Origin of the sequence: Acinetobacter sp. BWR-L5 (assembly GCF_039655985.1) — a bacterium.
Classification (GTDB): domain Bacteria; phylum Pseudomonadota; class Gammaproteobacteria; order Pseudomonadales; family Moraxellaceae; genus Acinetobacter; species Acinetobacter johnsonii.
In genome coordinates this window covers 228,561-254,351 of record NZ_JAGFEV010000004.1, presented here as the reverse complement: position 1 = coordinate 254,351, position 25,791 = coordinate 228,561, and the positions used below count along the sequence as shown (strand labels likewise).

Here is a 25,791-nt window from a genome sequence, read left to right as displayed (position 1 = left end):
AGAAGTATAGTCAATAATCTGTGTGCTTTTGTAGATTTTTCATAAGACGGTCATTTGAGGGGAAACATGGCAATACACGTAATACAAAGTCAGCGTATTGATGTTCTGTTGCAAGCCATGCAAAAAACCGTCTTTAAACCGGCCAAAAATGCCTTTCAAGTGCTGCAAGCACAGCATTTTATTGTACCTTCACCTGCGGTTGAGGCGTGGCTAACGCAAAAGTTGGCAGAACAGCAGGGCATCAGTGCCAACACGCAGTTTCATCATCGTATTCGTGGTTTTCAATGGTCGGCTTATCAGTGGGTTTTGGTCGACCAAAAAGATGAAGTCCGTAAAGCCAATATTCCGCGATTGATTATTAAATGGCGTGTCTTTCAAGCCTTAAAAGAATTTATACAAGCCGAGCTGAATCCTTTAGAGGTTGCTCATCCGTTGTATCCGATTATTCAGCGGATCTATGCCAGCGCTGACCGTTTGCAACAAGGCATCGATAAACAGCTCAAAAAGCAAAGCATGCTGTATTGGGTCGCGGAGCAGGTTTCACGGCTGTTTAGTTTTTATATGGATTATCGTGGGCATTGCACCAAAGGCTGTCCACCGCAAAGTTGCCGTTGCCAGACCAATTGGTTACAAGCGTGGGGCAAAAACCAGCCGCTCGATTTGGAGCAGATGTTCTTTAAAACTCAGCAAGAACTCAGTGCTTTTCAACTCAATCAAGCTTATGAATTGGAAGCATGGCAACGTTGGCTCTGGCAAGTGGTGTTCCATGCTGACTTTGAACAAATTCAGCGTATTGATACTGCATTTTGGGACTTACTCGATCAAGCAGAGACCCGAGATGCTGCACTGAAAAAATTGCCTGCACAGTTGGTGGTGTTTACTGTCTTAGATTTACCGCCAAAACAATTGGAGTTTTTGCATCGATTGGGGCAATACCTCGATATCTTTATTTTTCACTATAACCCTTCACAAGAATACTGGGCAGACAGTGTCGATCCCAACTGGAAAGCGCGTTATGACGCACGGGTGAAGCAGCGTTTTATTGAAAAAAACCCAAATGCCAATGATGCAGAGATTCAGCAGTTTTTTGATGAGTTTACCCTCAATTTTAATGCAGAAACCCGAGAGTCTCGCCATCCTTTACTGACCCGATTTGGTAAACAAGCACGCGACCATTTCTCTTTACTTTCCAGCCTTTCTTCAGGTGAAGACGGGGTGTGGGCCGATATCTTTGTCGATGAATATCCAGAAACTCTACTCGGTAAAATTCAGTCTGATGTACTGTATTTGGTAGAACCTGAACAGCATCAGTATGCTTTGGCTGAACAAGATGATTCGATACAGATTCATGTCTGTCACTCCAGCCTTAGACAGCTTGAAGTCCTCAAAGATCAACTGACGCATTGGTTGGCTCAGGGCACGGCTGAAGCACCACGACGTCCAAGTGATATTTTAGTGTTGACGCCCAGTTTGACTGAGCTAGAACCTTTTATTCGCAGTGTTTTTGCACCTCCTCCCCATGAGCGTGAGGCTTTGAAAAAGGGCCATCAACTGAGTAAAGACAGTATTTATTTGCCTATTAAGCTAGCTGGCGTGACTCAGCTCGATGCCTTAAATGCATGGCGTGCTGTGTTGGGACGGATGGTCTTGGTACGGGGGCGTTTCAGTATTGAGGACTTTGCCGATTGGCTCAGTTTAAATGCAACGCAGCAACGTTATGGCTTAGACATGAATATGATTGAGCGGATGACGGAGCTGTTGATCAACGCAGGCTTTAAGCGTGGATTGGATGCCGAACATTTAAAACGCAGTCTGGCCGAAGGGGATGATGACTATCGTTATAGTCTGAAGTTTGCTTTAGATCGTTTGGCGTTAGGCGTCGCTGTACCAGAGCATGTGCTGTTTCATGAGACTTTAAGCTATGCCCAAGTACAGTCGAGTGATTTTGAACTGATTGGTGTTTTGATAGAAATCTATCAAGATTTTAAACATCGTTCCGAGTGGATGATCGCGCATGAAACTGGACAACAGACGACTGCTGAAACTTGGCTGAATCGTTTGATGGAAGATATTCGCGAGTTTGAAGGTGCGGGTGTCGAGTCTTTGGCCGCAGTGTATAAGATGGTCAAAAAACAAGAACGTATGCTGACCTTGGCGAGTTTCTATGACGAACACGACCATCATGCACTGCGCAGTTTAAGTTTACCTTTGCCTTATGTATTAGAAGAAGTCCAAAAGACCTTAGAAGCGCAACTGGACTATGCAGAACCCACGGGGCAGATCACGTTTAGTCAAATTGGTCAGATTCGACCTGTGCCATATAAGTTGATCGTGATGTTGGGCTTGGACAGTGGCAAGTTTCCCAACCGTAGTGCGCATTTGCCTTTTGACCTAATGGATTTACTGAAACCACAACTGGGGGATCGTTCCCGTTTGGAAGATGATCAAGGGGCTTTTCTAGATGCCTTGTTGTTGGCGCAAGAGAACTTATGGTTATTTTATAATGGCTTTGATATCAATGATGGTGAAGTCCGTGATCCGTCTACAGTGTTGCAAGAACTGATTCAGCACATGGCATTTATTGTGCAGCCTAACACACAGACCAAGAGTGCTAACGCAACGGTTGATCAGCATGGCGTGACTGTTCCTGCACAGTTGGCATCGCTGTATCATGTCCATCCTTTATTGCCTTTTGATCCGTGTGGTTTTGAGTCTGAGCACAGTATCCGTTTTCAAGATCAATGGTTTCAGGTCGCGAAACAATTGCAACATGCATCAGGACAACGGAGTAGTTGGGTCAACACGCCTTATCCAAAATTAGAGCAAGACATTCAAGTGCTCGACAGTCAGCAGTGGATTCAAGACATCACTTTCCCTGCAAGGCTGTATCTCAAGACTTTAGGCGTGGAAAACTTAAAACCAGAAGAGATTCCTGCAACGCAAGAACCTTTACTGCTCGATGGTTTAGGACGTTATGCCATCCGTCATTTTTTACAACAACATGAGGCAGCGGCAGATGCCAATCTTCTGATGGATCAACTGCCGATTGGTAAAGTTCAAGATGGGGTCTGGCAAATGAGCGTGCTTGAGCAGCAGCGCTTGCTGACACGCTTACAACGCTATGCACCCGAGGCTACAGCCACGACCCAACAAGTATGGAAGGTGAATGAACATTTACAGATCAATGTCACCCTAGCCAAATACAGTGCTGAAAAATGGGTCAGTGTAGAAGCGTCTAGTGCGCGGGCAAAGCGCCGTGCCAAAGTTTGGTTGGAGTATTTACTGTGGCTGGCTTATGTCAATTTGGGTGAGGGCGGACAGCAATATCAACGTATCGTGGTGTTTAGTGACCGAACCATTTTATGTACTGGTGTGAGTTCAAATCAGGCGCGTGAATGGCTCAAACCTTGGTTGAAAGCATGGGAGTATGCACAAACTCAGCCCTTAGTTTTACCTGCGGCCTTGTTATTGAAAATTGCAGAAAAAGATAAAACCCATGAATGGCAACTGAATGATCAGGAACAGATGGTGATCGCGGACATGGACGCCATTTATAAAGTGTGGGAAGAAGATGGTCGCTTTAGTGGTTTTTCAATGACTGAAAACGAAGCCAATAAAGCACACCGCGACTGGCAGTTTATTCTACAAGAGCAGGATGCCAAAGCATTACTTGCCCATGCCTGCGAGCAGTTTTCTTATGAACTATATCATCCGATTTTTTTGCATCAGCAAAGCCTTGAGGACTAAGTCATGACAGCACAGTCTCAGGCCACCACATCGAACATGTCTTATCAACCCATTGCCGATATGAGCTTTCAGGGCTTACATTGGATTGAAGCTTCAGCAGGCACAGGCAAAACTTTTACTTTATCCAGTTTGATGGTGCGTATTTTTCTTGGGGCCTATTTGCCGAATCAGGTCATTGCAACCACCTTCACCCGTGCTGCCGCTGCGGAGCTGAAAAGTCGCGTTCGGGCACGTTTGATTGAAACTTTACGTTATTTTGAAGGTTGTCAGAGTCTGACCGAGCGAGAAATACAGGCCAAAATAGCCGCTGAACAAGATCCGCTTTTTATCAAAGTACTCACAGACTATGCACAGCGGGTCGGTTTTGCCCAAGAGCGTTTGAAGTTGGTGATCGATCAGTTAGATGAGCTGTTCATCGGCACACTGGACAGTTTTAGTCAAAAGTTACTGCGTGAGTTTTCTTTTGAAAGTGGCAAGATTGAGCGTGCAGATATCACCGATGATGCGCAGAGTTATACTCAACAGCTTATTCATGACGTATTACGCGAGTGGATTCAGGCACAGCCGCAGCCTGTGGTGAATTATTTACTGTTAAAACAAAAATTAAAAACCGAACAGGCTTATGTGCCAATTGTTGAAAATAGTTTGAACTTTGCATCGGCACAGTTTCAACAGGTGGAAAAACCTGTGCTTGATTTGACGCAATTTGAGCAGGCCATTGATCAATTTACCGCGCTGGATGTGGCGCAGCTTGAACGCTTGAAAGACTATTACGCACCCGAAGGGCAATACCACGCAGTGTTGGGGAAGAAGTGGCGCACCGATGCCTTGATGCAACGCATTCTATGTCAGGATTTACCAGCTTTTTTGACTGCACTGAAAGAGCAGCGGGCTTATGCCTTATTTGCGCCACATTTTGAAAAAACCTTAAAGCACCTGACTGACCTTGCAACGAAAAAAGTCTTAAACAAATGTGCTGTAGATGTGTTGGAACAGTTTGAGCAGCATCCTGTGTGGCGACAGGTCCGCATTTTCTTAGACGCATTGGCAGAGCTAGGGCTCAATTTGGATGTGCTGGATGCGTATTTAAAATATCACTTAAGTTCTGAGGTGAAAAAGCGATTACCACAAGTCTTGCAGCAAAAGAGTGAAACGACTTTTGCCCAGCAAATCCGTACCTTGTCAGAAGCCTTACAGGGCGAACAAGGCCGGCGCTTTGCCCAGTTTGTACAAGCACGCTATCCACTCATTTTAGTGGATGAGTTTCAAGACACCAACCAAGACCAAGATGATATGTTGGCGCGAATTTGGCGTGATGCACAGCGCTATCATCAAGGTTGTATGATTATGGTCGGTGACCCAAAACAAGCTATTTATGGCTTTCGTGGTGGTGACATGCTGACCTATAACAAGGCACGTTTAGATGTTTTGGCAAAGCAAGGTCGGCAGTATAGTTTGAAATATAATCATCGTTCTGTACAAAAACTGGTACAGGTGGTGGATGCTTTATTTCAACGCCAACAGGACTTTGGTGAGCAGGTCTATTACCAGCCTGTAGAAGCAGGGACTCGACCACATCCCGCTTTGGTCGATGCACAGGGTGAAAACCATGTACCGCTGCGCTGGCTATTACTTGAAGACAAAAAAAATGAAGCTCAACAAGTAGCATGGAAAATTCGTGATTTAATCAACCAAGGCATTCAACAGCAACTGTATGTGGCAGATGATCCGCCACGGTTTATGGGGGAAAATGATATCGCAGTGTTGTCGAAAAACCATGATGGCTTGGACAAAGTTCAGTTTGAACTAGAGCGTTTGGGAATTTTGGTCAATCGTCCGTCTAAACGCAGTGTGTTTGAAAGTCAGGTCGCGAAAGATGTCGGTGCGTTATTGACCGCAATGATGCATCCTTTTGATGAAGCCAAAGTTCGCCGTGCGCTTTTGAGCCGGCTGTTGGCGATTGATTTAAAACAGTTACTAGAAGTGGAAAAGCAAGCCAACGGTCTGAGCCAGTTTATGGCGGATTTTGATGACATCCGCGACATGTGGATCAATAAAGGCTTTTTAAGTGCATGGCAGTACGCTTTAAACCTGTTTAAAGTGTGGAAAAACTTGGTGGCTTACCAAAGCCGAGACAACGAACGGACTGTGGTTAATCTGCGACATTTGACTGAGTTGTTGAGCCAACATAGTGAGCAGTTCCAAGGCGCGCAGAAACTGTATCATTGGTATCTCAAACAGTTACATTTGCCTGCGGAACGTGAGTGGGAGTTGGAACGCAAACTCTCCAATGCCACAGGCGTACAGCTGATGACTATTCATCAGTCCAAAGGTCTAGAGTTTAAAATTGTGTTCTTGCTGGGTGCCGACAAAGACTTTAAGGAAATGAATAAAACCTTAAACTTTTCAACACTGGAACAGATCAATCCGACGACAGGGCAGAGCGAGTTACAGCGCATCGTGGCAGTAAATGATGCCAACCTGTTAGACCCAGCCGCGATTGAGCAACACAATGAGCGAGCCGAAGCAGAACAGCATCGCTTATGGTATGTCGCACTGACCCGCGCCAGCCACCGCGTGTATGCCTTACTGCAAGATCAGGAATATAAATCAAATACGGCATTGGCATTTTGGCGTGGTCAAGCAGGTAATCTGTTTGAACATCCTGCCAGTGGTAATGAGGTGCTGCTGACTGAAAAGCCGATCCGTTTACAGCCAGCCCAGCAGCAAGAGATCATTCAACTGCAAGCCTTGGCCTTTCCTGAACAGCGTTTTTATCCACGTTCCAAAACCAGTTTTAGTGCGTTGGCACAGCATTTGAGTCGCAAAGAGGCAATGGATGCCTTAGCGGTTTTGAGCGAGAAAGTGGGTAGTGCGGATGACGAGATTAATCATCCTGTGCTTGAAGATGTGGAGCTGAGTCAGCCTTTGGCGTGGATTAAACGGCAGTTTCCAATGGGGACGACTGCGGGAACCTTCCTGCACGAAATTTTCGAGCATATTGACTTTCAGGACTCGGGTGACTGGGGACTGGAAATTCATCGTCGTTTTAAAAATGATAGTCCCTTACTGTGGCAAGAGTTATTGGGCAAATATCAAAATGAGTTTGGACAGGATGATGAAACTCAATTGGTGCTGTGGATGCAAGCGTGGTTAGCAGATGTACTAGAAACGCCTTTGCATGCAGGTTTTCAGTTGAAGCAACTGAAAGCCGATGAACACTTGGCCGAATTTCCTTTTTATTTGTCATTGTCCGATCATGTACTGGCGATTAAACGCATACAGGCATTGTTTCAAGAATACGGCATTGATCTACTCGACTTAAATGAAGCCAATTCTGCTCGTTATCTGACAGGTTCGATAGACTTGGTTTATTTTGATGGTCAGCGTTATCACATTGCCGATTATAAAAGTAACTTCTTAGGGGCGGATCAGCAGAGCTATAATCATGACGCAATCGAATTGAATATGTCACATGCCAGTTATTGGTTGCAGGCGGGTCTGTATTTGGTGGCTTTGCATCGCTATTTAAAAGTGAATTTGCTGGACTATGACATTGAAGAACATCTGGGACAGGCGAGTTATCTTTATTTGAGAGGGATGAATGGGCAGCCCGATCAAGGGGTTTTAAGTTGGCGTGCTAGCCCCGAGTTTATTTTAAGATTAGATGCCATCTTGGGTCATTTTGCTGAGGATACTTCTACTGAAAATCATGTAGGCAAAACTTCTGAATTAAGTGAAATTAGTCACTCATAAACAAAGAATTAAGTTGTGGATAACTTTGAGGATAACCGTGTGGAAAATGTTCATAAAGCCAGTATTGATCAGGCTGTCGTGGTAGACACATGGTTAACGCGTTGGAGTCAGTTTATTCAGCAGTCACCGCTGAGTAAAACAGGGGTCACTGAAGCACGTAGTGAAATGATTCAACAGGTCCTTGAAGCCATGCTACGCGGTGAGAGTTGTATCTCGGTTGCAGCTGAAGCTGTGACTGCCTTAGATGATTTGGTGATGGATGAACAGCAGGCACAGCAACAAAAAGCGCCGTTTGTTTACGATCAGCAGCAATTATATCTGTATCGTTATTGGGCTTTAGAGCAGTCTTTGGCCGAGCAAGTAGCACGGTTAAAACTGCAAAATTTAACGCAAGTGGATATTTCAGCTTATGCTCATTTACTAGAAGATCCACACCAAAAACAGGCTTTGGCTATGGTGGCCGAGCAGGCGCTCGCGATCATTACAGGTGGTCCGGGCACAGGGAAAACGTATACCTTGGCGCGTATTATTGCAGTGCTCAAACAAAGTCTGCCTGATATTCGTATTGCGATGGCTGCACCGACAGGTAAGGCGGCGCAGCGGATGAAAGAAGCCCTTCAGAACTCTTTTCAGGATGAAAAGTTACAAGACTTAGTTACCCCAGATTTGAAAAACTTAAACCCTGTGACGCTACATCGCCTTTTGGGGCTTGGGAATACGCAGCAACCGCGTTTTCATAGCAGACAACCTTTACCTTATGATGTGATTGTCGTTGATGAAGCATCCATGCTGGATTTAAATTTGGCACAGATGCTCTTTGCTGCCATGCCGAATCAAGCTCGTTTGATTTTATTGGGAGATGCCGATCAGTTGGCTTCGGTCGATGTCGGCTCTGTACTCGCCGATCTACAACAGGTTCCAGCTTTGGCTGAAAATAGAGTCAATTTGGTCAATAGCCGTCGTTTCAAATCAGATGCACGGATTGGAAAGTTGGCACAATTTATTCAGCAGCAATCTTGTTTTGACTTAATGACGCATCCTGCTGAAAAACAGAGAGTATTGCACACTTTTCAACAGCAAGTGGTACATGCCATGACGTTGAAGGCGGTTGAGTTGGATCAGGTCAAGGTCGATTATTTACAACTCGAATTGTTGCCCGAGCAGGCTTTATCTGTAGAGCAGTTGCAGCATTATTATGATCTGTTGATGCTTGGCTTTCAGGGCTATGTCGAGGCTTTAAAGCAATATCAGCAAAATCCTAATGAGTCTCTCGTACCCAAAGTGATTCAACATTTTGATGATTACCGTATTTTGGCAGCCATACGTCACGGCCATTTCGGCTTAAAACAGCTCAATCTGCAAATCGAGCAACGTCTATTAGAACAATCAAAACAAATCAAGCAGGGTGAGTGGTATTTAGGACGCCCTGTGATGATGACCTATAACGACTATCAGTTGGGGGTGTCGAATGGCGATATTGGCCTGTGTTTACAGCGTATACAACAAGGTAAGTTGCAGTTTGAGGTGTATTTCCCTAGTTTGGATAAATGGGTGGCCGCGACACGGTTACCCAAAAATATTGAAACGGCTTTTGCACTGACCATTCACAAATCTCAAGGCTCTGAGTTCACCCATACCGCGGTGGTTTTAGATCGGCAGGCTGAAAAATTACTCAGTAAAGAGTTGATTTATACCGCAATTACGCGGGCGAAAAAAGTTGTTAGTTTACTGGTCGATGCCGATGCATTCGTACATGCTATGGTGACTCGAACCACTCGAGAAAGTGGTCTATCAAGAAAAATTAATCAACAAATTCAATTGTGAAGATTTAATAAACAAATAGGAGCTTTGTACGAAATGGCTTACAGGGATTCAGGAGATTTGCGCATAGAGCTTTGCTGAGGATTTTGAGAAGATGGCTTCACATAAAGAGCTCAACACGGAATGTTGAGTATAATCGCAAAAAGATAATAATAACGTCAGTAGACAGCGAACTTACAGTGAAGTAGGTGAAAGAGGAAACTTACAGCCGCTAAGCCTTGTAGTTTTGGGAGAGACTACAAGGCTTTTTTATATCTGATAAATTGGCAAAATGTGACAAAAAATAGCCATTCATTCATTGAAGCATAAAATACAGTTATAGATTGAATATTGAAGAGATACTGTCTCAGTATTGCACGGCTTATGCTTTTTTAAATTTAGTTCTTATGTATTTAAGAATTTGTTTTTAATAAATTAAATTTTTAATATTGCATTTTTTAGAGAAATTTAAGTTGAATAATGGAGAAAATGAGGAGTTTATGTAAGAAATCGCTTACATGAAGATGAGTGAAATGCGACTTTTTTCTTCTGTGTGATGTGGCAAAATCTGTCACATAAGGATGTAAATGATTAAACATGGAATGTTTAATACAAGACGCGGAAAAGCGCATTATTATAATGATAACCAAAACAACAAGAACAAAAATAAAAGAACACTACAGCGCAAAAAAGCCCAAGTTTACTTGGGCTTTTTTTTATGCTCAGACTAAGTCTGTTTCGCTTCGATCGGTTGCAAATAATGAGCGACGTTGGTGCTTTAAGATTTTGGGACAATGCTTTGAGATTTGATAAAGCGTTTTCGCTAAAGCAGGTAAGTGGGTCCCGACGACAGATTTTCCTGTGGTTAATAGCGATACGCTAATATCACGTTCTGGATCGGCCCAGCAGAGAATATTGGAAAACCCGAGATGTCCAAAGGCTTGCCCAGTCATGGGTCCAAATAACCCAATAGGATTGCTACCTAACATTGGGCCTAAGGCATAACGCATCGGGACTAATAATGTCCGATCTAAACTGACTCCTGACGTGGCCAAGGTCGAGCGAAATACCGTTTGGGCACTCATGATTTGTTTGCCTTGGTATTCGCCACCACTCAAGAGCATTTCAAAGAAACGACCAGCTTGTTCCGCACTGGTATAAATGTTGCCCGCTGGGCAAATCGTGTCCATAAAGCGCGCATCATTGGTCACATCGACCGCCAACTGTAAACCACCACCCAGTACCCGATTAAGATAATGGTCTGTGCCTAAACGTGGATGTAGACCTGTAGCATAGTTTAAAGCGACATCCGCTCGATACTCAGGTTTTAGGCCATAGTTAAAGTAATCTAAGCCCATGGGTTTTTCGATATTTTCAGCAAGAAACTCGCGGGCTGTTTGACCCGTTACCCGCTTGATAATTTCCCCTAAAATATAACCCGACGTCACGGCATGATACGCCAGATGCGTGCCCGAAGCTGAAACGGGTTGTGCCGCATAAAGACGTTCTAAAATTTGATCTTGATTAAACAACAGTTCAGGTGTGACTTTGCTGTCAATGCGCGGAATGCCACCACGATGAGCGAGCAAATGGAAAATGGTGGCACGACGTTTACCGTTTACGCGATATTCGGGAATATAGTGGCTAATCGGATCGAGTAAATTCAGATCGCCGCCTTCATCCAACATATGAATCAGCATGGCTGTAACGATTTTAGAGGCGGAAAATAAGCAAACTGGGGTGTCGGGTGTGCCAATTTTTGCATCTACCGCTAAACCATCGGGTGAATTGCCTTGCGCATAACCAATGCTGCGGTTTAACAATATTTGTCCCTGACGACGTAAACAGAGGCTGATGAAAGGGTAGTTTCCTGTTTTATATAGGGACTCTATACTGGTCCAAATGCTTTGAATTTGTGCGTCATTCATGCCACCCAAGGTAGCGGAGACCTCATCCTTAGAACGAATCACGTGGTTGAGGTCATGGGGGACATAACAGGTATTGGCAGATAAAATTTTCACAAATTTCTCTCTATTTTTCGTTTTTATTGGATTTGAGCCTGATACTGAAAATCAGAATTGTCATGATTGTGCATGATTTGTGCAAAGCCGTCAGTTGCCGAATTGACTGCGAACATAAAACATTTTTGCAATATAGCGCTAGATCCCTTAAAATAATGCCTTGCTGTAGTGATGCACGGCAGTCAACTTGGTTTTGAAGAATCAATTTGATTTGTATCAAATGTAACTTATAAGCATCTCGGAGAAATCGAATGGCTTTAACAAACGCAGATCGCGCAGAGATCATTGCTAAATTTGCTCGCGCTGAAAACGACACTGGTTCACCAGAAGTTCAAGTAGCTCTTTTAACTGCTCAAATCAATGATTTACAAGGTCACTTCAAAGAGCACAAACACGACCACCATAGCCGTCGCGGTCTTATCCGTATGGTTAACCAACGTCGTAAGCTTCTTGATTACCTTAAAGGTAAAGACGCTACTCGTTACAGCGACTTGATTGCTGCTTTAGGTTTACGTCGTTAATTCGATTAAACTTTTATTTTCGGACTATCGCATTTTGAATGCTTTATTACTGAAAAAGAAAGTCTACCTTGCTTCTGTGAGGTAATGGGGAAGGGGCGAATGTTTCGCTCCTTCTTTGTGTCTTAAAATCATATTTTTAGTCTCTGGTGAGGTCGGCTTCTAAGCTTTGTCATTTATACAGTTGCCTGAAATGGCGATGTGAATGCCAAACCTTAGGGGTCTCCACTAGAATAAAAATCAGGAAAGAAAAATACATGTCTATGTTTAATATTATTCGTAAAGAATTCCAATATGGTCAACACACGGTTGTTTTAGAAACTGGTCGTGTTGCTCGTCAAGCAAACACTGTTGTGATCACCATGGGTGGTGTACAGGTTCTTGTTGCAATCGTTGCTCAACCAAAAGCAAAAGCAGGCCAAGACTTCTTCCCATTGACTGTTAACTACCAAGAAAAACAATATGCTGCAGGTCGTATCCCAGGTGGTTACGGTAAGCGTGAAGGTCGTCAGTCTGAAGCTGAAACTTTAATTTCACGTCTTATTGACCGTCCAATCCGTCCATTGTTCCCAGAAGGTTTCTACAACGAAATCCAAGTAACAGCGACTGTTATTTCTTCTGACAAAACCATGGAAGGCGATATCGCTGCAATGTTGGGTGCTTCAGCTGCGATGTCTATTGCTGGTGTTCCATTTGCAGGCCCAATCGCAGGCGCACGTGTTGGTTTAATCAACGGTGAATACATCCTTAACCCAACTTTAGAACAGCTTAAAGAATCTGATCTTGACCTTGTGGTTGCAGGTACTGAAGCTGCTGTATTGATGGTTGAATCTGAAGCGAAAGAACTTTCTGAAGACCAAATGTTAGGTGCTGTACTTTTCGGTCATGACGAAATGCAAATCGCAATTCAAGCGATTAAAGAATTTGCTGCTGCTGCGGGTGCGGTTGAATCAACTTGGGTTGCGCCAGTTAAAAATGAAGAGCTTCTTGGCAAATTGAAAGAAGCATTCGAAGCGAAAATCTCTGAAGCATACACAATTGCTGTTAAGCAAGAGCGTTATGCAGCATTAGATGCGCTTCACGCTGAAGCTGTTGCTCAGTTTGTTCCTGAAGAAGATGAAACTGGTATTGCTGCTGAAGTTGACGAATTATTTGAAGACTTAAAATACCGCACAGTACGTGACAACATCTTGTCTGGGAAGCCACGTATTGATGGTCGTGATACAAAAACTGTACGTGCAATTGACGTTCAAGTTGGCGTGTTAGATCGTGCTCACGGTTCTGCATTGTTCACACGTGGTGAAACTCAGGCATTGGTAACAACGACTTTAGGTAATACACGTGATGCGTTGATGGTTGATACTCTTGCAGGTACGAAAACTGACAACTTCATGTTGCACTACAACTTCCCTGCATACTCTGTCGGTGAAACAGGTCGTGAATCTGGTCCTAAGCGTCGTGAAATTGGTCACGGTCGTTTGGCACGTCGTGGTGTTCAAGCAGTTCTTCCTGCGGCTGATCGCTTCCCGTACGTAATTCGTATCGTATCGGATATTACTGAATCAAATGGTTCATCTTCAATGGCTTCTGTGTGTGGTGCTTCATTATCACTTATGGATGCAGGTGTTCCATTGAAAGCGCCAGTTGCAGGTATTGCAATGGGTCTAGTGAAAGAAGGCGAGCGTTTCGCAGTTCTTTCTGACATCTTGGGTGACGAAGATCACTTAGGTGACATGGACTTTAAAGTAGCTGGTTCTGCGAACGGTATTACTGCACTTCAAATGGATATCAAGATCGAAGGTATCACTGAAGAGATCATGGAAGCGGCATTGAACCAAGCGTATGCGGGTCGTATGCATATCTTGAATGAAATGAACCAAGTGATTTCACGTGCTCGTCCTGAAATTTCAATGCATGCGCCGACATTCCAAGTGATCAACATCAACCCTGATAAGATCCGTGATGTAATCGGTAAAGGTGGTGCGACCATCCGTGCCATTACTGAAGAAACCAAAGCTGCTATTGATATTGAAGACAACGGTACTGTTCGTGTATTTGGTGAAACTAAAGCTGCTGCTGCTGCTGCGGTTGCAAAAATCCAAGCACTTACTGCTGAAATTGAGCCGGGTACAATTTACGTCGGTAAAGTCATTCGTATCGTTGAATTCGGTGCGTTTGTAAACATCCTTCCAGGTACTGATGGCTTACTTCACATTTCACAAATCTCGAACGAGCGTATTGCAAACGTGGCAGATGTGTTGAAAGAAGGTCAAGAAATTAAGGTACAAGTTGCGGATGTAGACAACCGTGGTCGTATCAAATTGACGATGAAAGACATCGAACAAGTTTAATCTCTTGTCAATTCACATGGTGTTTGCCATGTGAATTGAGTTGTCTTAGAAAAGCCTTGAGCTTGGCCAATGTAAACTTTGGCTTGCTCAGGGCTTTTTTTATGGCATCATGCTGGCTAAGACAGACAATAATAAATGAGATATGCAAAGCTATTATTTCTATCAACATCCCACTGCACAGCATACTTATGTGCAGAAACAGCCGATTGCAGAGCAGGAAGCCGAGTTTATTTGGGTGGAGTGTAGCCGTGACGATGTGGTCAATCGGGCAGAACATTGGCAGCAGGACATTTATGCGGCAACGGGACTGTGGATGAATGAATATCATCTGCGTGACATTCTCAATTTAGAACATCCTTGTGCCTTTGACACTTTGGAAGATTATGACTTACTGATCTTTCGTAAGCTGATCACACCTGATGATCAAATCAAGCTTGATACGCAAGCGGCTGAAAAACATGAACGGGTTTTTGGTCTGGCGACGACCCCGATTAGCTTTATGCTTACGCCGCAAGTTTTGATTACGGTTAGAGAGCAGGGCAATAAAGAAGTTGAAAGCTATATTCAGCGTATGGAAACGGTGTTGAGCCGTCCGATTGAAGAACATAATAAACCCCGAAAACTACCCGCAACGCCTTTAGATTTGACCTTGAGACTGCTTAATAATATGGTAGATGGTTATCTTGATTTACGTGTGCCGTTGACACGTCGAGTAGAGTTTTGGCAGCAAGAGCTTTTACAAGGGCATCGTCGTTTTACCAAGTGGCATCAACTGTTGCAAGAGAATATGGCTTTCCAACAAGTGGAAAATTTGTGCGAAGAACAAATCGAAACTTTGCAGGAATTACGCGATGAAATTGTCGATAACTATTCGCACTTGAAAGGGAAAAAGCGTAGCGAAAAACAAGACATCATGCTAGTACGTGTCGATGATTTAACCAGTCATATTGAACGTATTCAAAAGCATACCATTCGCTTGAGAAATGCAGTGCAAGCAGCTATCGATCTACATTTTTCAGCCATTGCCAATCAAACCAATGAAAACATGCGGATTTTAGCCATTATTACCGCGATTTTTGCGCCGCTAACCTTGTTGACAGGGGTGTATGGTATGAACTTCGAGTTTATTCCGGGGCTGAAGTCTCCAACAGGGTTTTGGATCATGTTGGGCATCATGTTAATGACGACATTGATCTTACTGTATTATTTTTATCGACGTCATTTGGTCGGGCGTGGCGAAAAAAGTGTCATTGATATGTTGGCACAGCAGCATGCGGATCAACATATGAATTTATTTTGGTTCATCGATTATGAGCCGATCAAGCAAACCGTGAAGGGCACCATCAAAGATTTAGAGAAAATCACCAAATTAAAATAATTCGGTGATTTTCCACATAGACCATTAAAGCAAATGGGCTTTAAGGTGTTTCTTTACATGCTGACGCTATCCTTGTTCAATTTATTATTCGGATATGTGGGCGTCGCAGGGAGATTTAATTTAAGAGGTTTTTAACTGGGCTCCTTTTAAAATCCGGTAAAGCTGATCTTTAATGAACAACTTTTTGCGTTTGAGGGGCTCAATCTCTCCACGATGAATCCTGACAGGGTCTTGTTCGAGTAAACAAATTTCCTGATCGAGAGCTTCATGGTCGTCAAACATTTTAGAAAAATGCGGATTGTCTTCTCTAAGCTGTTGAATCATGTCTCGGTATTCAGGAAACATGAGCTTAGTCTTTTTATTACAAACTTTGAGTTTCATGGTTGCCGTCTAATCCTCTTATTCAAAAATAAAAAAAGAAAGAAAGGCATGCGCCAATCTTTCTTTATAGAACTAGTGTTGAGTCGTTTGAACTGGGTCAGTGAGATGTAAATGTTTTACTTCACGACGAAGTTTTTGAACTTCCTCAATTAAATCCAGCATCATTGCGACTGCAGTAAAGCTGGCATCAAAGTCACGTTGTAAGCGATAGGCTCGCCGTGCACGTGAGACATCATCACCAAAAAATTGGTGAATGCGGTTATCGGGTCGGTTAGGCAGAATGTCATATTCCAACAGCTGTAAAACCCATTCAGGACTTTGTCCGCAGGCTTCAGCAAAATGCTTTAAATCAAAGCTATGTTGTTCATCAACAATTTCAGCGTGTCGACATCCGTCTAAAATAATTTCACGATATTGAATAGTCGTCATAATTTTCTCCTTAAGACTGACGCGGCTTAAAGTGAGGGAAAGCTTCAGCAAAGGCTTGGTAAGCTTGCTGTTCTTGCTCACTCTGCGCAGGAGGTTGAACAATGTTTAAAATTAAATATAAATGTCCTGCCGTTTTGGCTGGAATCCCCTGATCTTTTAAACGGAGTTGCTGCCCCGTTTTGGCATTTTTCGGAATTTGAATTTGTAATGTCCGACCATTGGGTAGCGCGGCGGTGATGCTTTGCCCCAAAGCAGCTTCCCAAGGACTGATATTCAGTTGGTGATAGACATCAACTCCTTCAATGCGTGTGGTCTCCGTATCTTTGTAATAAATTTCGATATACAGGTCGCCATTTTCACCACCCTGAATACCTGACTGTCCTTGACCACTTAAGCGAATTTGTTGCCCTTCTTTCATGCCTTTGGGAATTTTAACTTCCAGCGTTTTGCGCTGAATTTCCGCTTCACCATAGGCATTTAAAGTAGGAATTTGTAAGGTAATAGTTTGGGTGGTACCGTGGAACCCAACCTCAAGATCGACCTCTAAACGCGCATGTTGGTCTTCGCCTTTATGGCGAGTGCTATTTTGGCGTTGATATTGATAGTTTGATCCTCCAAAACCTGAACCAAAACGGCCAAATAAGTCTTCAAACCCTGAAAAATCATGTGCCTGTTGTCCGCCTTGAGCGTTCCGAAATGCTTCTTCAAAACCGCCAAAGCCTGAATTGGGGTTGAATTGCTGTGAGCCTTGCGGATGATCGAGTTCAAAGTCATATTCTGCTTTTTTCGTTTCATCACTTAAGGTGTCGTAGGCGACATTTAATTCTTGCATCCGTGCCTCAGCATCAGGCTCCTTACTGACATCGGGATGATACTTACGTGCCAATTTTCGATAGGCTTTTTTAATTTGTTCGGCGGTCGCATCTCGCGTTAAACCGAGTATTTCATAATGGTTCTTCGGCATAAATAAGATTAAATAAGTTGATTAAGTTTTAATCATTATTCAGCCTTTCAGCAGATTTCAACAGTAAAGATATGTTCCTTATTGTTTCAAAACATGACAATAAAGAAGCCCCCAATGAAAGGGGGCTTTGATGGATGAGGAATACTTAATATTTGACCCATGTGATGTTGCGCCCACCGCCATTTTCGGTCGACGTTCCTCGAATTCGTAAGTGCTTACCATTATTGCTGAGTCGTGCATATGCGTCATAGCGTAACCCTGTGAAAGGGTCGAGGAACTGTCCATGGCTATAGGTCGAATCATTGGCATTGTCTAACTGCAAATGGCTGAGCGTTGTCATGCCGACGATGGGTTGATTTTTATTGACCCCATCACACTTGCTACAGTTTTCTATTTTTACCGCACCTGGAATTTCACGCGTACTTACGATGACTGCTTTATAGCTATTGTTTTTGTCTTTTTCAATCATGACATCACTGAGCGAGTATCCTGTTTTATCATCGATGGTTTTCCATTTGCCGACCAAGGGATCAGTGGCTGCAAAACAGGAGAAGGCGCATAAACTGCTGAGTACGAAAAGACTGCCAGAAAATTTCATGATGATAAAACCCCAATGGAAGAGAAAAATAAAGACATATAAAAATTATGGGTTTATTTATAACGAAATTTAAGCGGTGTGACCAGTGAAATATCTATGAATAAAAGTGATGAATCATTTGAATTATCTTGTTTTTATGAGAACAAAGGCATAAAAAAAAGAGCAATTTAGTTGCTCTTTTTTTATTGCACATGATGTGCTTAGCTTAAGTGTTCACCAAATAAACCCAAGGCTTCTTCTGCACTAAAGCTGTATTGCGTGTTACAGAACTGGCAGTCCATGGTAATTGGGTTCTGATGTTCTAGCGTTTCACGAACGGCTTCGGCGCCAATTTGTTCAAGCGCTTGAGCACAACGTTCTTTCGAACAGGTACAGCCAAATTTCAGTACTTCAACTTCAGGTAAGCGTACTTCTTCTTCGTTGTATAAACGGTAAAGAATTTCACTCGCTTCTAAGTCGGTTAACTCTTCGGTTTTGAGCGTTTCAGTCAACATGGTTAGACGTGGCCATAAGTCTTGATCGACACGTTCTTGTTCTTCTTCACTGTTACGTGGTAACAGCTGAATGAGTAAACCGCCAGCACGTTGGGCTGAACTGGCCAAAACGATACGCGTTGGAATTTGGGCAGACAGGTCATAGTACTGCATTAAACAACCTGCAAGATTTGGCTTGTCTAAAGCCACAATCCCTTGATAACGCTCACCAAATTCAGGCTCAATATTAATAAATAGTACAGGGCTAATGAGGGTGCTCAATACCGTACTGCTGCTGTCGGCAGCATTAAAGCGTGGATCTGCTTCATAATCCGCCAAGGCACGCACTTCACCAAGGTGATTACATTCAGCCATGGCCCATTTGAAACTACCCGAAGCCTGAATTTGTAAACTAATACGGCCTTTAATTTTTAAAGTACTGGCAAGTAATGCCGTGGCACTGAGCATTTCACCTAACAGCACTTGTACTGCAGGTGCATAATCACGCTGCGCCAAGATGGTTTGTAGGGTTTCTTCTAGATGAACCACTTCACCACGAACAGGACTATCTTCAATATAAAAGCGTTGACGCAAATCAGACATAAATTTCTCCAATATCCTGTCTTAATGGTGACGATATTGTAAAACACAAGTCATTTTACTTCATCCCGTGTGACATCTATTCGGTCATGTTGTAACTCGCGTTGTAGGTCAACGCCGACAGGACTCTGACGGAGCTGCGTATCACTTTCAAATAAGTGTTCTAATTCGGCCAAAGCATTACGATGTGTTTCATAGACCTTCTGTTCGTCGTTATAAATACTTTGCTGCTGTGCGAGCAGTTTTTCATCATAATCGCGAAATAACTCAATGCTCTTATAAGCATCTTGTTCTGCAATGCCTAAATTACGCAGGGCAAAATAAGCCATCCCTAAAGACGATAAATAGGTTTCACGCCAAATATGCTCTACCCCCAAGTCACGCAGCAAATGCACATGATGTCGGTCACGGGCACGGACCAGCAAGTTTAAATCTGGATAATTGAGTCGGATATGGCGTGCCACATTCATCGAGTCTTCAATATCATCAATGGCTAATACAAACACTTTGGCATGTTCGATACCGGCTGCACGCAGGATATCGGGTTGAGTGGCATCACCATAGTAGAGTTTGCCGCCATAGTTGCGAACGAAATCGACCTTGTCGATATTGCTGTCAATCGCCGTGAAGGTTTGGTGCTGTAAGTGAACCAGTCGTGCCACAATTTGGCCGACACGGCCAAAGCCAGCAATGATCATCGGGTTATGCTGTTCAGGAATCTCATCATAGACAGGTGTAGCCTCTTTCTCGAATAGAGGCACCACCCACGAACTCATCAGCCAGTATAGAATAGGCGTCAGAATCATCGACAACGTCACGATCAAATTGATCGGCTCTAAAATGGCTTGCGTAATCACGTGTTCACTCATGGCAACATTGAGCACCACAAAAGCAAATTCACCGCCTTGTGCCAAACAGGTTGCCAGCATCAAACTATTGCGCCATGAAAACTCGAAGTAGCGAGCGATGGCGGTTAAGGCCAGTAGTTTGACCAACATCAGCAATAACGCACCGCCAATAATCAGACTTGGGCTTTCCCACAGGAGCGAAACTTGCGTGCTCATCCCGACGGTCATGAAAAATAGACCGAGAAGTAGACCTTTAAATGGTGCAATACTGGCTTCCAGTTCATGACGGAATTCAGAGTCAGCAAGTAACACCCCAGTTAAAAATGCGCCCAAGGTGGTACTGATGCCTAAGACATCCATCAGCGCGACTACGCCTAAGACAATAAACAAACCGACTGCAGTAATCAGTTCATGCGCGCCACTTTTGGCCACAAAGCGGAAAAAAGGGCGCATGAGATAGCGGCTAAATAAAAACAAGCCTGTAAAGGTGGCCACAATTGCTGCAAAGTAGGCCACGCCATGATGGGTTGAGTTTGTTCCCGCAAGCAGGGGGATAATCGCAATCAGTGGAATCGCAGCAATATCTTGGAAGAGTAAAATAGAAAAAGACTGCTGACCAAAAGTGGTATTGAGCTGCTGTTTTTCGCTTAAAAGCTGTAGCACAAAAGCGGTAGAAGAAAGGGCAAGGGCAAAACCAATCACAACACTGGCCGAAATCTGTTGCTGCAGGGCAAAAAAGACGATGCACGCCAGTAGCACGCCACAGAGTGTTACTTGTAAACTGCCCATCACAAAAATGGATTTACGCATTTCCCATAAACGTTGCGGGCGAAGTTCTAGTCCAATAATGAACATCAAGAAAATCACGCCGTATTCAGCGAGTTTATGAATGTCTTCAGGGTCATGGACGACATTTAATACACTGGGGCCGAGTAAGATACCCGTGAATAAATAGCCGAGTACCGTGGCAATCCCCAGCCGTTTTGCCAACGGAACGATCATCAGTGCCGCAGCCAAAAAGAGGGTGATTTGAAGCAGTAGAGACATTGCCCTGTCCTAAATTTTTTTCTTTATGTTGGAAGTTTAAGGGAGAACGCGACTCAGGTCTAAACCTTATTCACGTCAAGTCTTAACTTAACTCTTGTGGATCAATATCAAGGCTCAATTTCATACCATGCGGTTTGTTATGCCAGACATTTTGCCACCACTGACGAATGTAAAAATGCATACGCGCCCGATCTTTGGACAGTAATACCATATGCGCTTGATAGCGGCCTGCTTTACGTTCCATCGGCGCAGGAATAGGCCCCCAAATATCAATACTGTTTTCGGAGGCTTGGCGCAGTGCTTGTGCATGCTCTTGTAAAAAGCTTTGGTTCAGTTCTTGGTCTTTGGATTCACAGCGCAATAAAGCCGCATAGCGATAAGGTGGCATCCATGCAGCTTTACGCTCTTTCAACGTTTGCTTGGCAAAGCTACGATAGCCAGATTCCAGCAGGGTATTCAGCAAAGGATGATCTGGACGTAGAGTCTGTAAATAGACTTCGCCTTTTTTCTCGCCACGCCCAGCACGTCCAGCGACTTGGATGATGAGCTGTGCAGTACGTTCTGTGGCACGAAAGTCAACACTGAGTAGGCCTGAGTCGATGTCTAAAATCGCCACTAAAGTCACATAAGGAAAGTGATGTCCTTTGGCCAGCATTTGGGTGCCGAGCAAAATGATGGGTTCACTTTTCTGAATCTTGTTATAGATTTTTTGCCAGCTGCCGACTCGACTGGTCGAATCACGATCAACCCGAATTACGTCAAAATTTGGGAACAGTGCTTGTAGGTTTTCTTCAACTTTTGCGGTGCCTAAACCAATTGGTTTCAGTTCGCTATGCTGACATTGCGGGCAGTGTTCAGGCATGCGGTGGATGGTGCCGCAGTGGTGACAGTGCAAATGCTGGTAGGGCTGTCGATGCACGGTAAAATTGGCATCGCAGTGGGGGCACTTCGCCTGCCAGCCACAACTTTCACAAATCAACACAGGCGCATAGCCGCGACGGTTTAAAAAAATCAGCACCTGTTCTTTTTTGTCTAAGCGCTTTTGTACTTCATGAATCAGCTGTTGGCTGATGCCATTTTGTTTTTGTGCCACTTTCAGATCGATCACATGCATTTTCGGCATCACGGCCACACCTGCACGTTGGTCCAACTCCAAACGGGTCATTTTACCTTGTTCAACCAATGCATAACTGTCGATACTTGGCGTTGCAGAACCGAGGATAATCGGACAGTTTTCTAAGTGTGCACGGTATAAAGCCACATCACGAGCGTGGTAGCGGAAGCCCTCTTGTTGCTTGAAAGATAAGTCATGCTCTTCATCTAAGACAATCAAACCCAAATGCGGAAGGGGGGTATAGATGGCAGAACGTGTGCCAATCACAATCGAGGCTTTGCCCGTTTGTGCGCTTTGCCAGGCTTGCAGGCGCTTAGAATCATTTAAACCTGAATGTAGTAGCGCAATATGACAGTGAAAACGTGACTGAAAACGGCTCACTGTTTGTGGGGTGAGACCAATTTCAGGCACTAATACCAAGACTTGTTTGCCTTGTTTTAAAACCTCTTGCATGACTTGCAAATAGACTTCAGTTTTCCCACTACCGGTTAAACCATCCAGTAAGAAAGCGTGGTAGCTATGACGAGCTTTGAGAATGTTTTGAATGGCGCGCTTTTGTTCATCATTGGGCGTGAGAGGCATTTGCGCCAGCGTCATCGCTTGCGGTTTAAAGTCTTGAGCTTCAAGTATGCACTGGGTGATTTGCTTTTTTTCTAAGGCTTTTAAGGTCGCAGTTTCAATACCAGCCAAATTTAAAATGTTTTCAGACGTTCCGGTGGGATGCAGCTTTAAAATTTTATAGGCATCTTGTTGTTTTTCTGAACGTTTTAATTTGTCTTCGGCATGATCATCAATCAGCTTCCACATTCGCGCCAGTAGGTTATAAGGTTTGCCTTGGCGTAAAAAGCTGGGCAAAGCAGCATGCATCACTTCACCAATGGGAAATTGGTAATATTGCGCTGACCATGTCAATAAACTTAAAACTTTAGTATCTAGAATAGCGTTGTCATCGAGCAACTCAGTTATGGCTTTAAGTTTAAAGCCTAAATCGAGTGGTTTCTCATCAGTGAGTTTCTCAACAATGACACCGACCACATTTTGGCGACCAAATGAGACAGCCACACGTGCACCCACTTCAGCTTGGTGGTATTGTTCAGCCGTTAAACTATAGTCAAAACAGTCATATAGATAAACGGGAACAGCCACACGAATACGGTAGCTTGGTGTGGTGGAAAGTGTATTTTCTGGCATAAAAAGCTCAAACTGTCCTGATGAAATTGTCGTTGTGCGATGAATGAGTTGTGTTAGAGTGATGACATAATTTATAACTTAGAATATGAATGATTTTGGTGCTGACATGCAACAGCGCCAAATGACTAAATGGACAATTAGAAAGCGTAAACATGCCAGCATATCAATTTACCGCACTCGATGCCGCAGGAAAGCAGCAAAAAGGCGTGCTCGAAGGGGATTCAGCGCGTCAAATTCGGCAACAACTTCGTGATAAAGCGCTGATTCCAGTCTCGGTTGATCCTGTTGAACAAAAAGATAAGCACAGCAGTAAAACATGGTTTCAAAAACAAATTACCGCCTATGATTTGGCTTTATTGACACGTCAACTTTCTGTACTTGTGGCGGCGGCCATTCCGTTGGAAGAAGCCATTCGTGCGGTCGGAAAGCAGTCAGAAAAAGCACATGTACAAAATCTATTGATGTCAGTGCGTTCTAAAGTATTGGAAGGTCACTCATTGGCGCAAGGCTTACAGCAATCTGGACGTTTTCCAGAGTTGTACATTGCCACGATTGCCGCTGGCGAGCGTTCAGGGCATTTAGACTTAATTTTAGATCAGCTGGCAGACTACACCGAAAATCGCTTTGCAATGCAAAAGAAAATCCAAGGCGCGATGATTTATCCGATTATTTTAATGCTGATGTCTTTTGCCATCGTGATGGGACTTATGACCTATGTGGTGCCTGACATTGTCAAAACCTTTGACCAAAGCAAAGATGCCTTGCCATGGATTACCGTTGCCTTGATGAAAGCTAGTGATTTTATTCGAGTGGCATGGCCATTTTTATTGGTGGGCAGTGTACTGGGCATCGGCTTATTACTGCGATTTTTAGGAACCACAGCAGGGCATTATGCCTTTGATCGTTTAACACTCAAACTGCCATTATTCGGTAAACTTTCACGTGGTATAAATGCCGCACGTTTTGCCAGTACCTTATCGATTTTGACACAGTCTGGTGTGCCCTTGGTAGATGCATTAAAAATTGGCGCGGCGGTGAGCAATAACTGGGTGATTCGCGATGCGGTCAATCATGCCGCAGAAAAAGTGACGGAAGGTGGAAACCTTGCGACCCAGCTGGAGCGCAGTGGTTATTTCCCACCGATGATGGTACAAATGATTAAAAGTGGTGAAACGTCGGGTGAATTGGATCGGATGTTGGAGCGCGCATCGACCATGCAAGACCGAGAGGTGACAACGCTCATATCGACCTTGCTGGCTTTACTTGAGCCACTGATGTTGGTTCTGATGGCAAGCATTGTCTTGGTGATTGTGATCGCAGTGATGCTACCGATCGTCAACATGAACAACATGATTTAATTTTAAAAATATAAGATGAAAGAGAAAACTCACATGCAATCAAAAATCTATAGACGCCAAGCTTCAGGCTTTACCTTAATTGAAGTCATGGTGGTGATTGTTATTTTAGGTGTGTTGGCAGCCTTAATTGTACCCAATGTGATGGGACGCGGTGAAAAAGCCAAAGTTGATACCACTGTCATTACCCTTAAAGGGGTCGCTGCGGCATTGGATCAATATAAATTGGACAATGGTAAATACCCTTCAATGCAAGAGGGTGGACTCGACGCTTTGGTGAATAAGCCTGAGTCTGCAAAAAATTGGTTGCCAGGCGGTTATGTGAAAGGTGGATATCCGAAAGACAGTTGGGATAATGACATTCAATATGTTGCACCTGGGACCGATGGACGACCATTTGATTTATATTCTTTTGGCGCAGATGGACAGCAAGGTGGTGAAGAAACCGATGCTGATATTCAGTATCAACCTTAATTGAGAATTATTATATATTGGGGTTAATTGAATATATCATTACAGTGCATAGGTTATGTCGATGTGGACTGTAATGATAATACATCTTAATTTAAAATTAATATCTAAGATTATGATTTTAAAATATTAAATATAATAAGCATCAGCTGAGATTTATAATAAGAATTATTCCCATATTTATTGATTACAAATAATGTAAATTATGGATAAAAATAGGCTTTTTATTTATTTAAATCCTTGCATAATGTTCTCAATGGCAACTGATTTGCCTGAGGAGAATAGAATGAAAGCATTAACCTTGTTGGATGAAATGAGCCAATTCCATTGGTCGATGCTCAAATCTGTTCTTTTGATTTTGAGTATGCTTCCTGTTGCTCAAGGTGTTTTAAGTGTCTGGCAGTCGACTGAAGGCAGCAGCCAAATTATGGTGGGTTTCTTTGCAATCAGTCTGTTCAGCACATGGGCGGTTTTGAGCTTTTGGTCTGCGTTAAAAGCAACCGTACTCACACTCGATCAAGTACAGATTACAGCATTAGAACAAAAAGTGGTCATGTTCTACCGTTATACCCCGATGCTCTTTTTAGCCGGTATGGTGTCTTATTTGGTCAGTCAAATTTAATACTGACATTTATAATAGTTGTGATAAAAACCGAGCACATACGCTCGGTTTTTTATTGCGTCATGAAGAATGGCGGAAAGATAGGATCGCTTGTCTGTTTCGTTGTATATGATTCTAGTATTCGCTC

The 25,791-nt window shown here is 43.6% G+C and carries 17 protein-coding genes; 9 read left to right on the top strand and 8 right to left on the bottom strand.

Features of this window, described 5'->3' with window-relative positions; translation table 11 throughout:
- Positions 1–66: 66 nt before the first annotated feature.
- From JZ787_RS09080 to recD, 3 genes are read left to right on the top strand one after another with little or no spacing between them, the layout of a single operon-like run.
- On the top strand, positions 67–3,747 hold the full coding sequence (locus tag JZ787_RS09080) for an exodeoxyribonuclease V subunit gamma (protein ID WP_346312161.1): 3,681 nt from the start codon (positions 67–69) through the stop codon (positions 3,745–3,747).
- A 3-nt stretch (positions 3,748–3,750) separates the two neighbouring features.
- The gene (locus tag JZ787_RS09075; protein ID WP_346312160.1) at positions 3,751–7,503 is read left to right on the top strand and encodes a UvrD-helicase domain-containing protein; all 3,753 of its coding nucleotides are present in this window, start codon (positions 3,751–3,753) and stop codon (positions 7,501–7,503) included.
- Positions 7,504–7,542: 39 nt separating this feature from the next.
- Complete coding sequence (gene recD, locus JZ787_RS09070; RefSeq protein WP_346312159.1) at positions 7,543–9,327, top strand: exodeoxyribonuclease V subunit alpha; 1,785 nt, start codon at positions 7,543–7,545, stop codon at positions 9,325–9,327.
- Between the two features lie 698 nt (positions 9,328–10,025).
- Here recD and JZ787_RS09065 read toward each other — a convergent pair.
- Positions 10,026–11,324: a serine hydrolase domain-containing protein gene (locus JZ787_RS09065; protein WP_346312158.1), complete on the bottom strand. Its 1,299-nt coding sequence runs from the start codon at positions 11,322–11,324 to the stop codon at positions 10,026–10,028.
- A 251-nt stretch (positions 11,325–11,575) separates the two neighbouring features.
- Between JZ787_RS09065 and rpsO the strand changes: the two genes are divergently transcribed.
- The 3 genes from rpsO (at position 11,576) to JZ787_RS09050 (ending at position 15,571) form a co-directional block, all read left to right on the top strand.
- Positions 11,576–11,845 (top strand): 30S ribosomal protein S15, encoded by a 270-nt coding sequence (rpsO, locus tag JZ787_RS09060; RefSeq protein WP_004692669.1) that lies wholly within the window; start codon positions 11,576–11,578, stop codon positions 11,843–11,845.
- 260 nt (positions 11,846–12,105) lie between these two features.
- On the top strand, positions 12,106–14,193 hold the full coding sequence (pnp, locus tag JZ787_RS09055; protein ID WP_171056729.1) for a polyribonucleotide nucleotidyltransferase: 2,088 nt from the start codon (positions 12,106–12,108) through the stop codon (positions 14,191–14,193).
- A gap of 142 nt (positions 14,194–14,335) precedes the next feature.
- Positions 14,336–15,571 carry a magnesium transporter CorA family protein gene (locus tag JZ787_RS09050; RefSeq protein WP_004978806.1) on the top strand — a complete coding sequence of 412 codons (1,236 nt, stop codon included), beginning with the start codon at positions 14,336–14,338 and terminating at the stop codon, positions 15,569–15,571.
- A gap of 120 nt (positions 15,572–15,691) precedes the next feature.
- On the opposite strand, the gene JZ787_RS09045 is transcribed toward JZ787_RS09050, so the two are convergent.
- From JZ787_RS09045 to JZ787_RS09015, 7 genes are all read right to left on the bottom strand, one after another.
- On the bottom strand, positions 15,692–15,952 hold the full coding sequence (locus JZ787_RS09045; RefSeq protein WP_004692664.1) for a YdcH family protein: 261 nt from the start codon (positions 15,950–15,952) through the stop codon (positions 15,692–15,694).
- A 72-nt stretch (positions 15,953–16,024) separates the two neighbouring features.
- Positions 16,025–16,381, bottom strand: coding sequence for a chaperone modulator CbpM (locus tag JZ787_RS09040; RefSeq protein WP_004978810.1), 357 nt, complete (start codon positions 16,379–16,381; stop codon positions 16,025–16,027).
- Between the two features lie 10 nt (positions 16,382–16,391).
- Positions 16,392–17,345 (bottom strand): DnaJ C-terminal domain-containing protein, encoded by a 954-nt coding sequence (locus JZ787_RS09035; protein WP_346312157.1) that lies wholly within the window; start codon positions 17,343–17,345, stop codon positions 16,392–16,394.
- 145 nt (positions 17,346–17,490) lie between these two features.
- Positions 17,491–17,943 (bottom strand): DUF2147 domain-containing protein, encoded by a 453-nt coding sequence (locus JZ787_RS09030; protein WP_087011234.1) that lies wholly within the window; start codon positions 17,941–17,943, stop codon positions 17,491–17,493.
- 200 nt (positions 17,944–18,143) lie between these two features.
- Positions 18,144–19,019: an Hsp33 family molecular chaperone HslO gene (locus tag JZ787_RS09025; protein ID WP_346312156.1), complete on the bottom strand. Its 876-nt coding sequence runs from the start codon at positions 19,017–19,019 to the stop codon at positions 18,144–18,146.
- 50 nt (positions 19,020–19,069) lie between these two features.
- Positions 19,070–20,911: a monovalent cation:proton antiporter-2 (CPA2) family protein gene (locus JZ787_RS09020; protein WP_010325794.1), complete on the bottom strand. Its 1,842-nt coding sequence runs from the start codon at positions 20,909–20,911 to the stop codon at positions 19,070–19,072.
- A gap of 82 nt (positions 20,912–20,993) precedes the next feature.
- Entirely contained in the window at positions 20,994–23,216 is a 2,223-nt protein-coding gene (locus JZ787_RS09015; protein WP_168159340.1) for a primosomal protein N', read from the bottom strand.
- A 152-nt stretch (positions 23,217–23,368) separates the two neighbouring features.
- Here JZ787_RS09015 and gspF point away from each other — a divergent pair, with 152 nt between their 5' ends.
- The 3 genes from gspF to JZ787_RS09000 all read left to right on the top strand — a co-directional run bounded on the left by gspF (position 23,369) and on the right by JZ787_RS09000 (position 25,664).
- Positions 23,369–24,574: a type II secretion system inner membrane protein GspF gene (gene gspF, locus JZ787_RS09010; protein WP_346312155.1), complete on the top strand. Its 1,206-nt coding sequence runs from the start codon at positions 23,369–23,371 to the stop codon at positions 24,572–24,574.
- Positions 24,575–24,607: 33 nt separating this feature from the next.
- Entirely contained in the window at positions 24,608–25,045 is a 438-nt protein-coding gene (gene gspG / locus JZ787_RS09005) for a type II secretion system major pseudopilin GspG (RefSeq protein ID WP_010325797.1), read from the top strand.
- Positions 25,046–25,328: 283 nt separating this feature from the next.
- On the top strand, positions 25,329–25,664 hold the full coding sequence (locus JZ787_RS09000; RefSeq protein ID WP_004978824.1) for a hypothetical protein: 336 nt from the start codon (positions 25,329–25,331) through the stop codon (positions 25,662–25,664).
- Positions 25,665–25,791 lie beyond the last annotated feature (127 nt).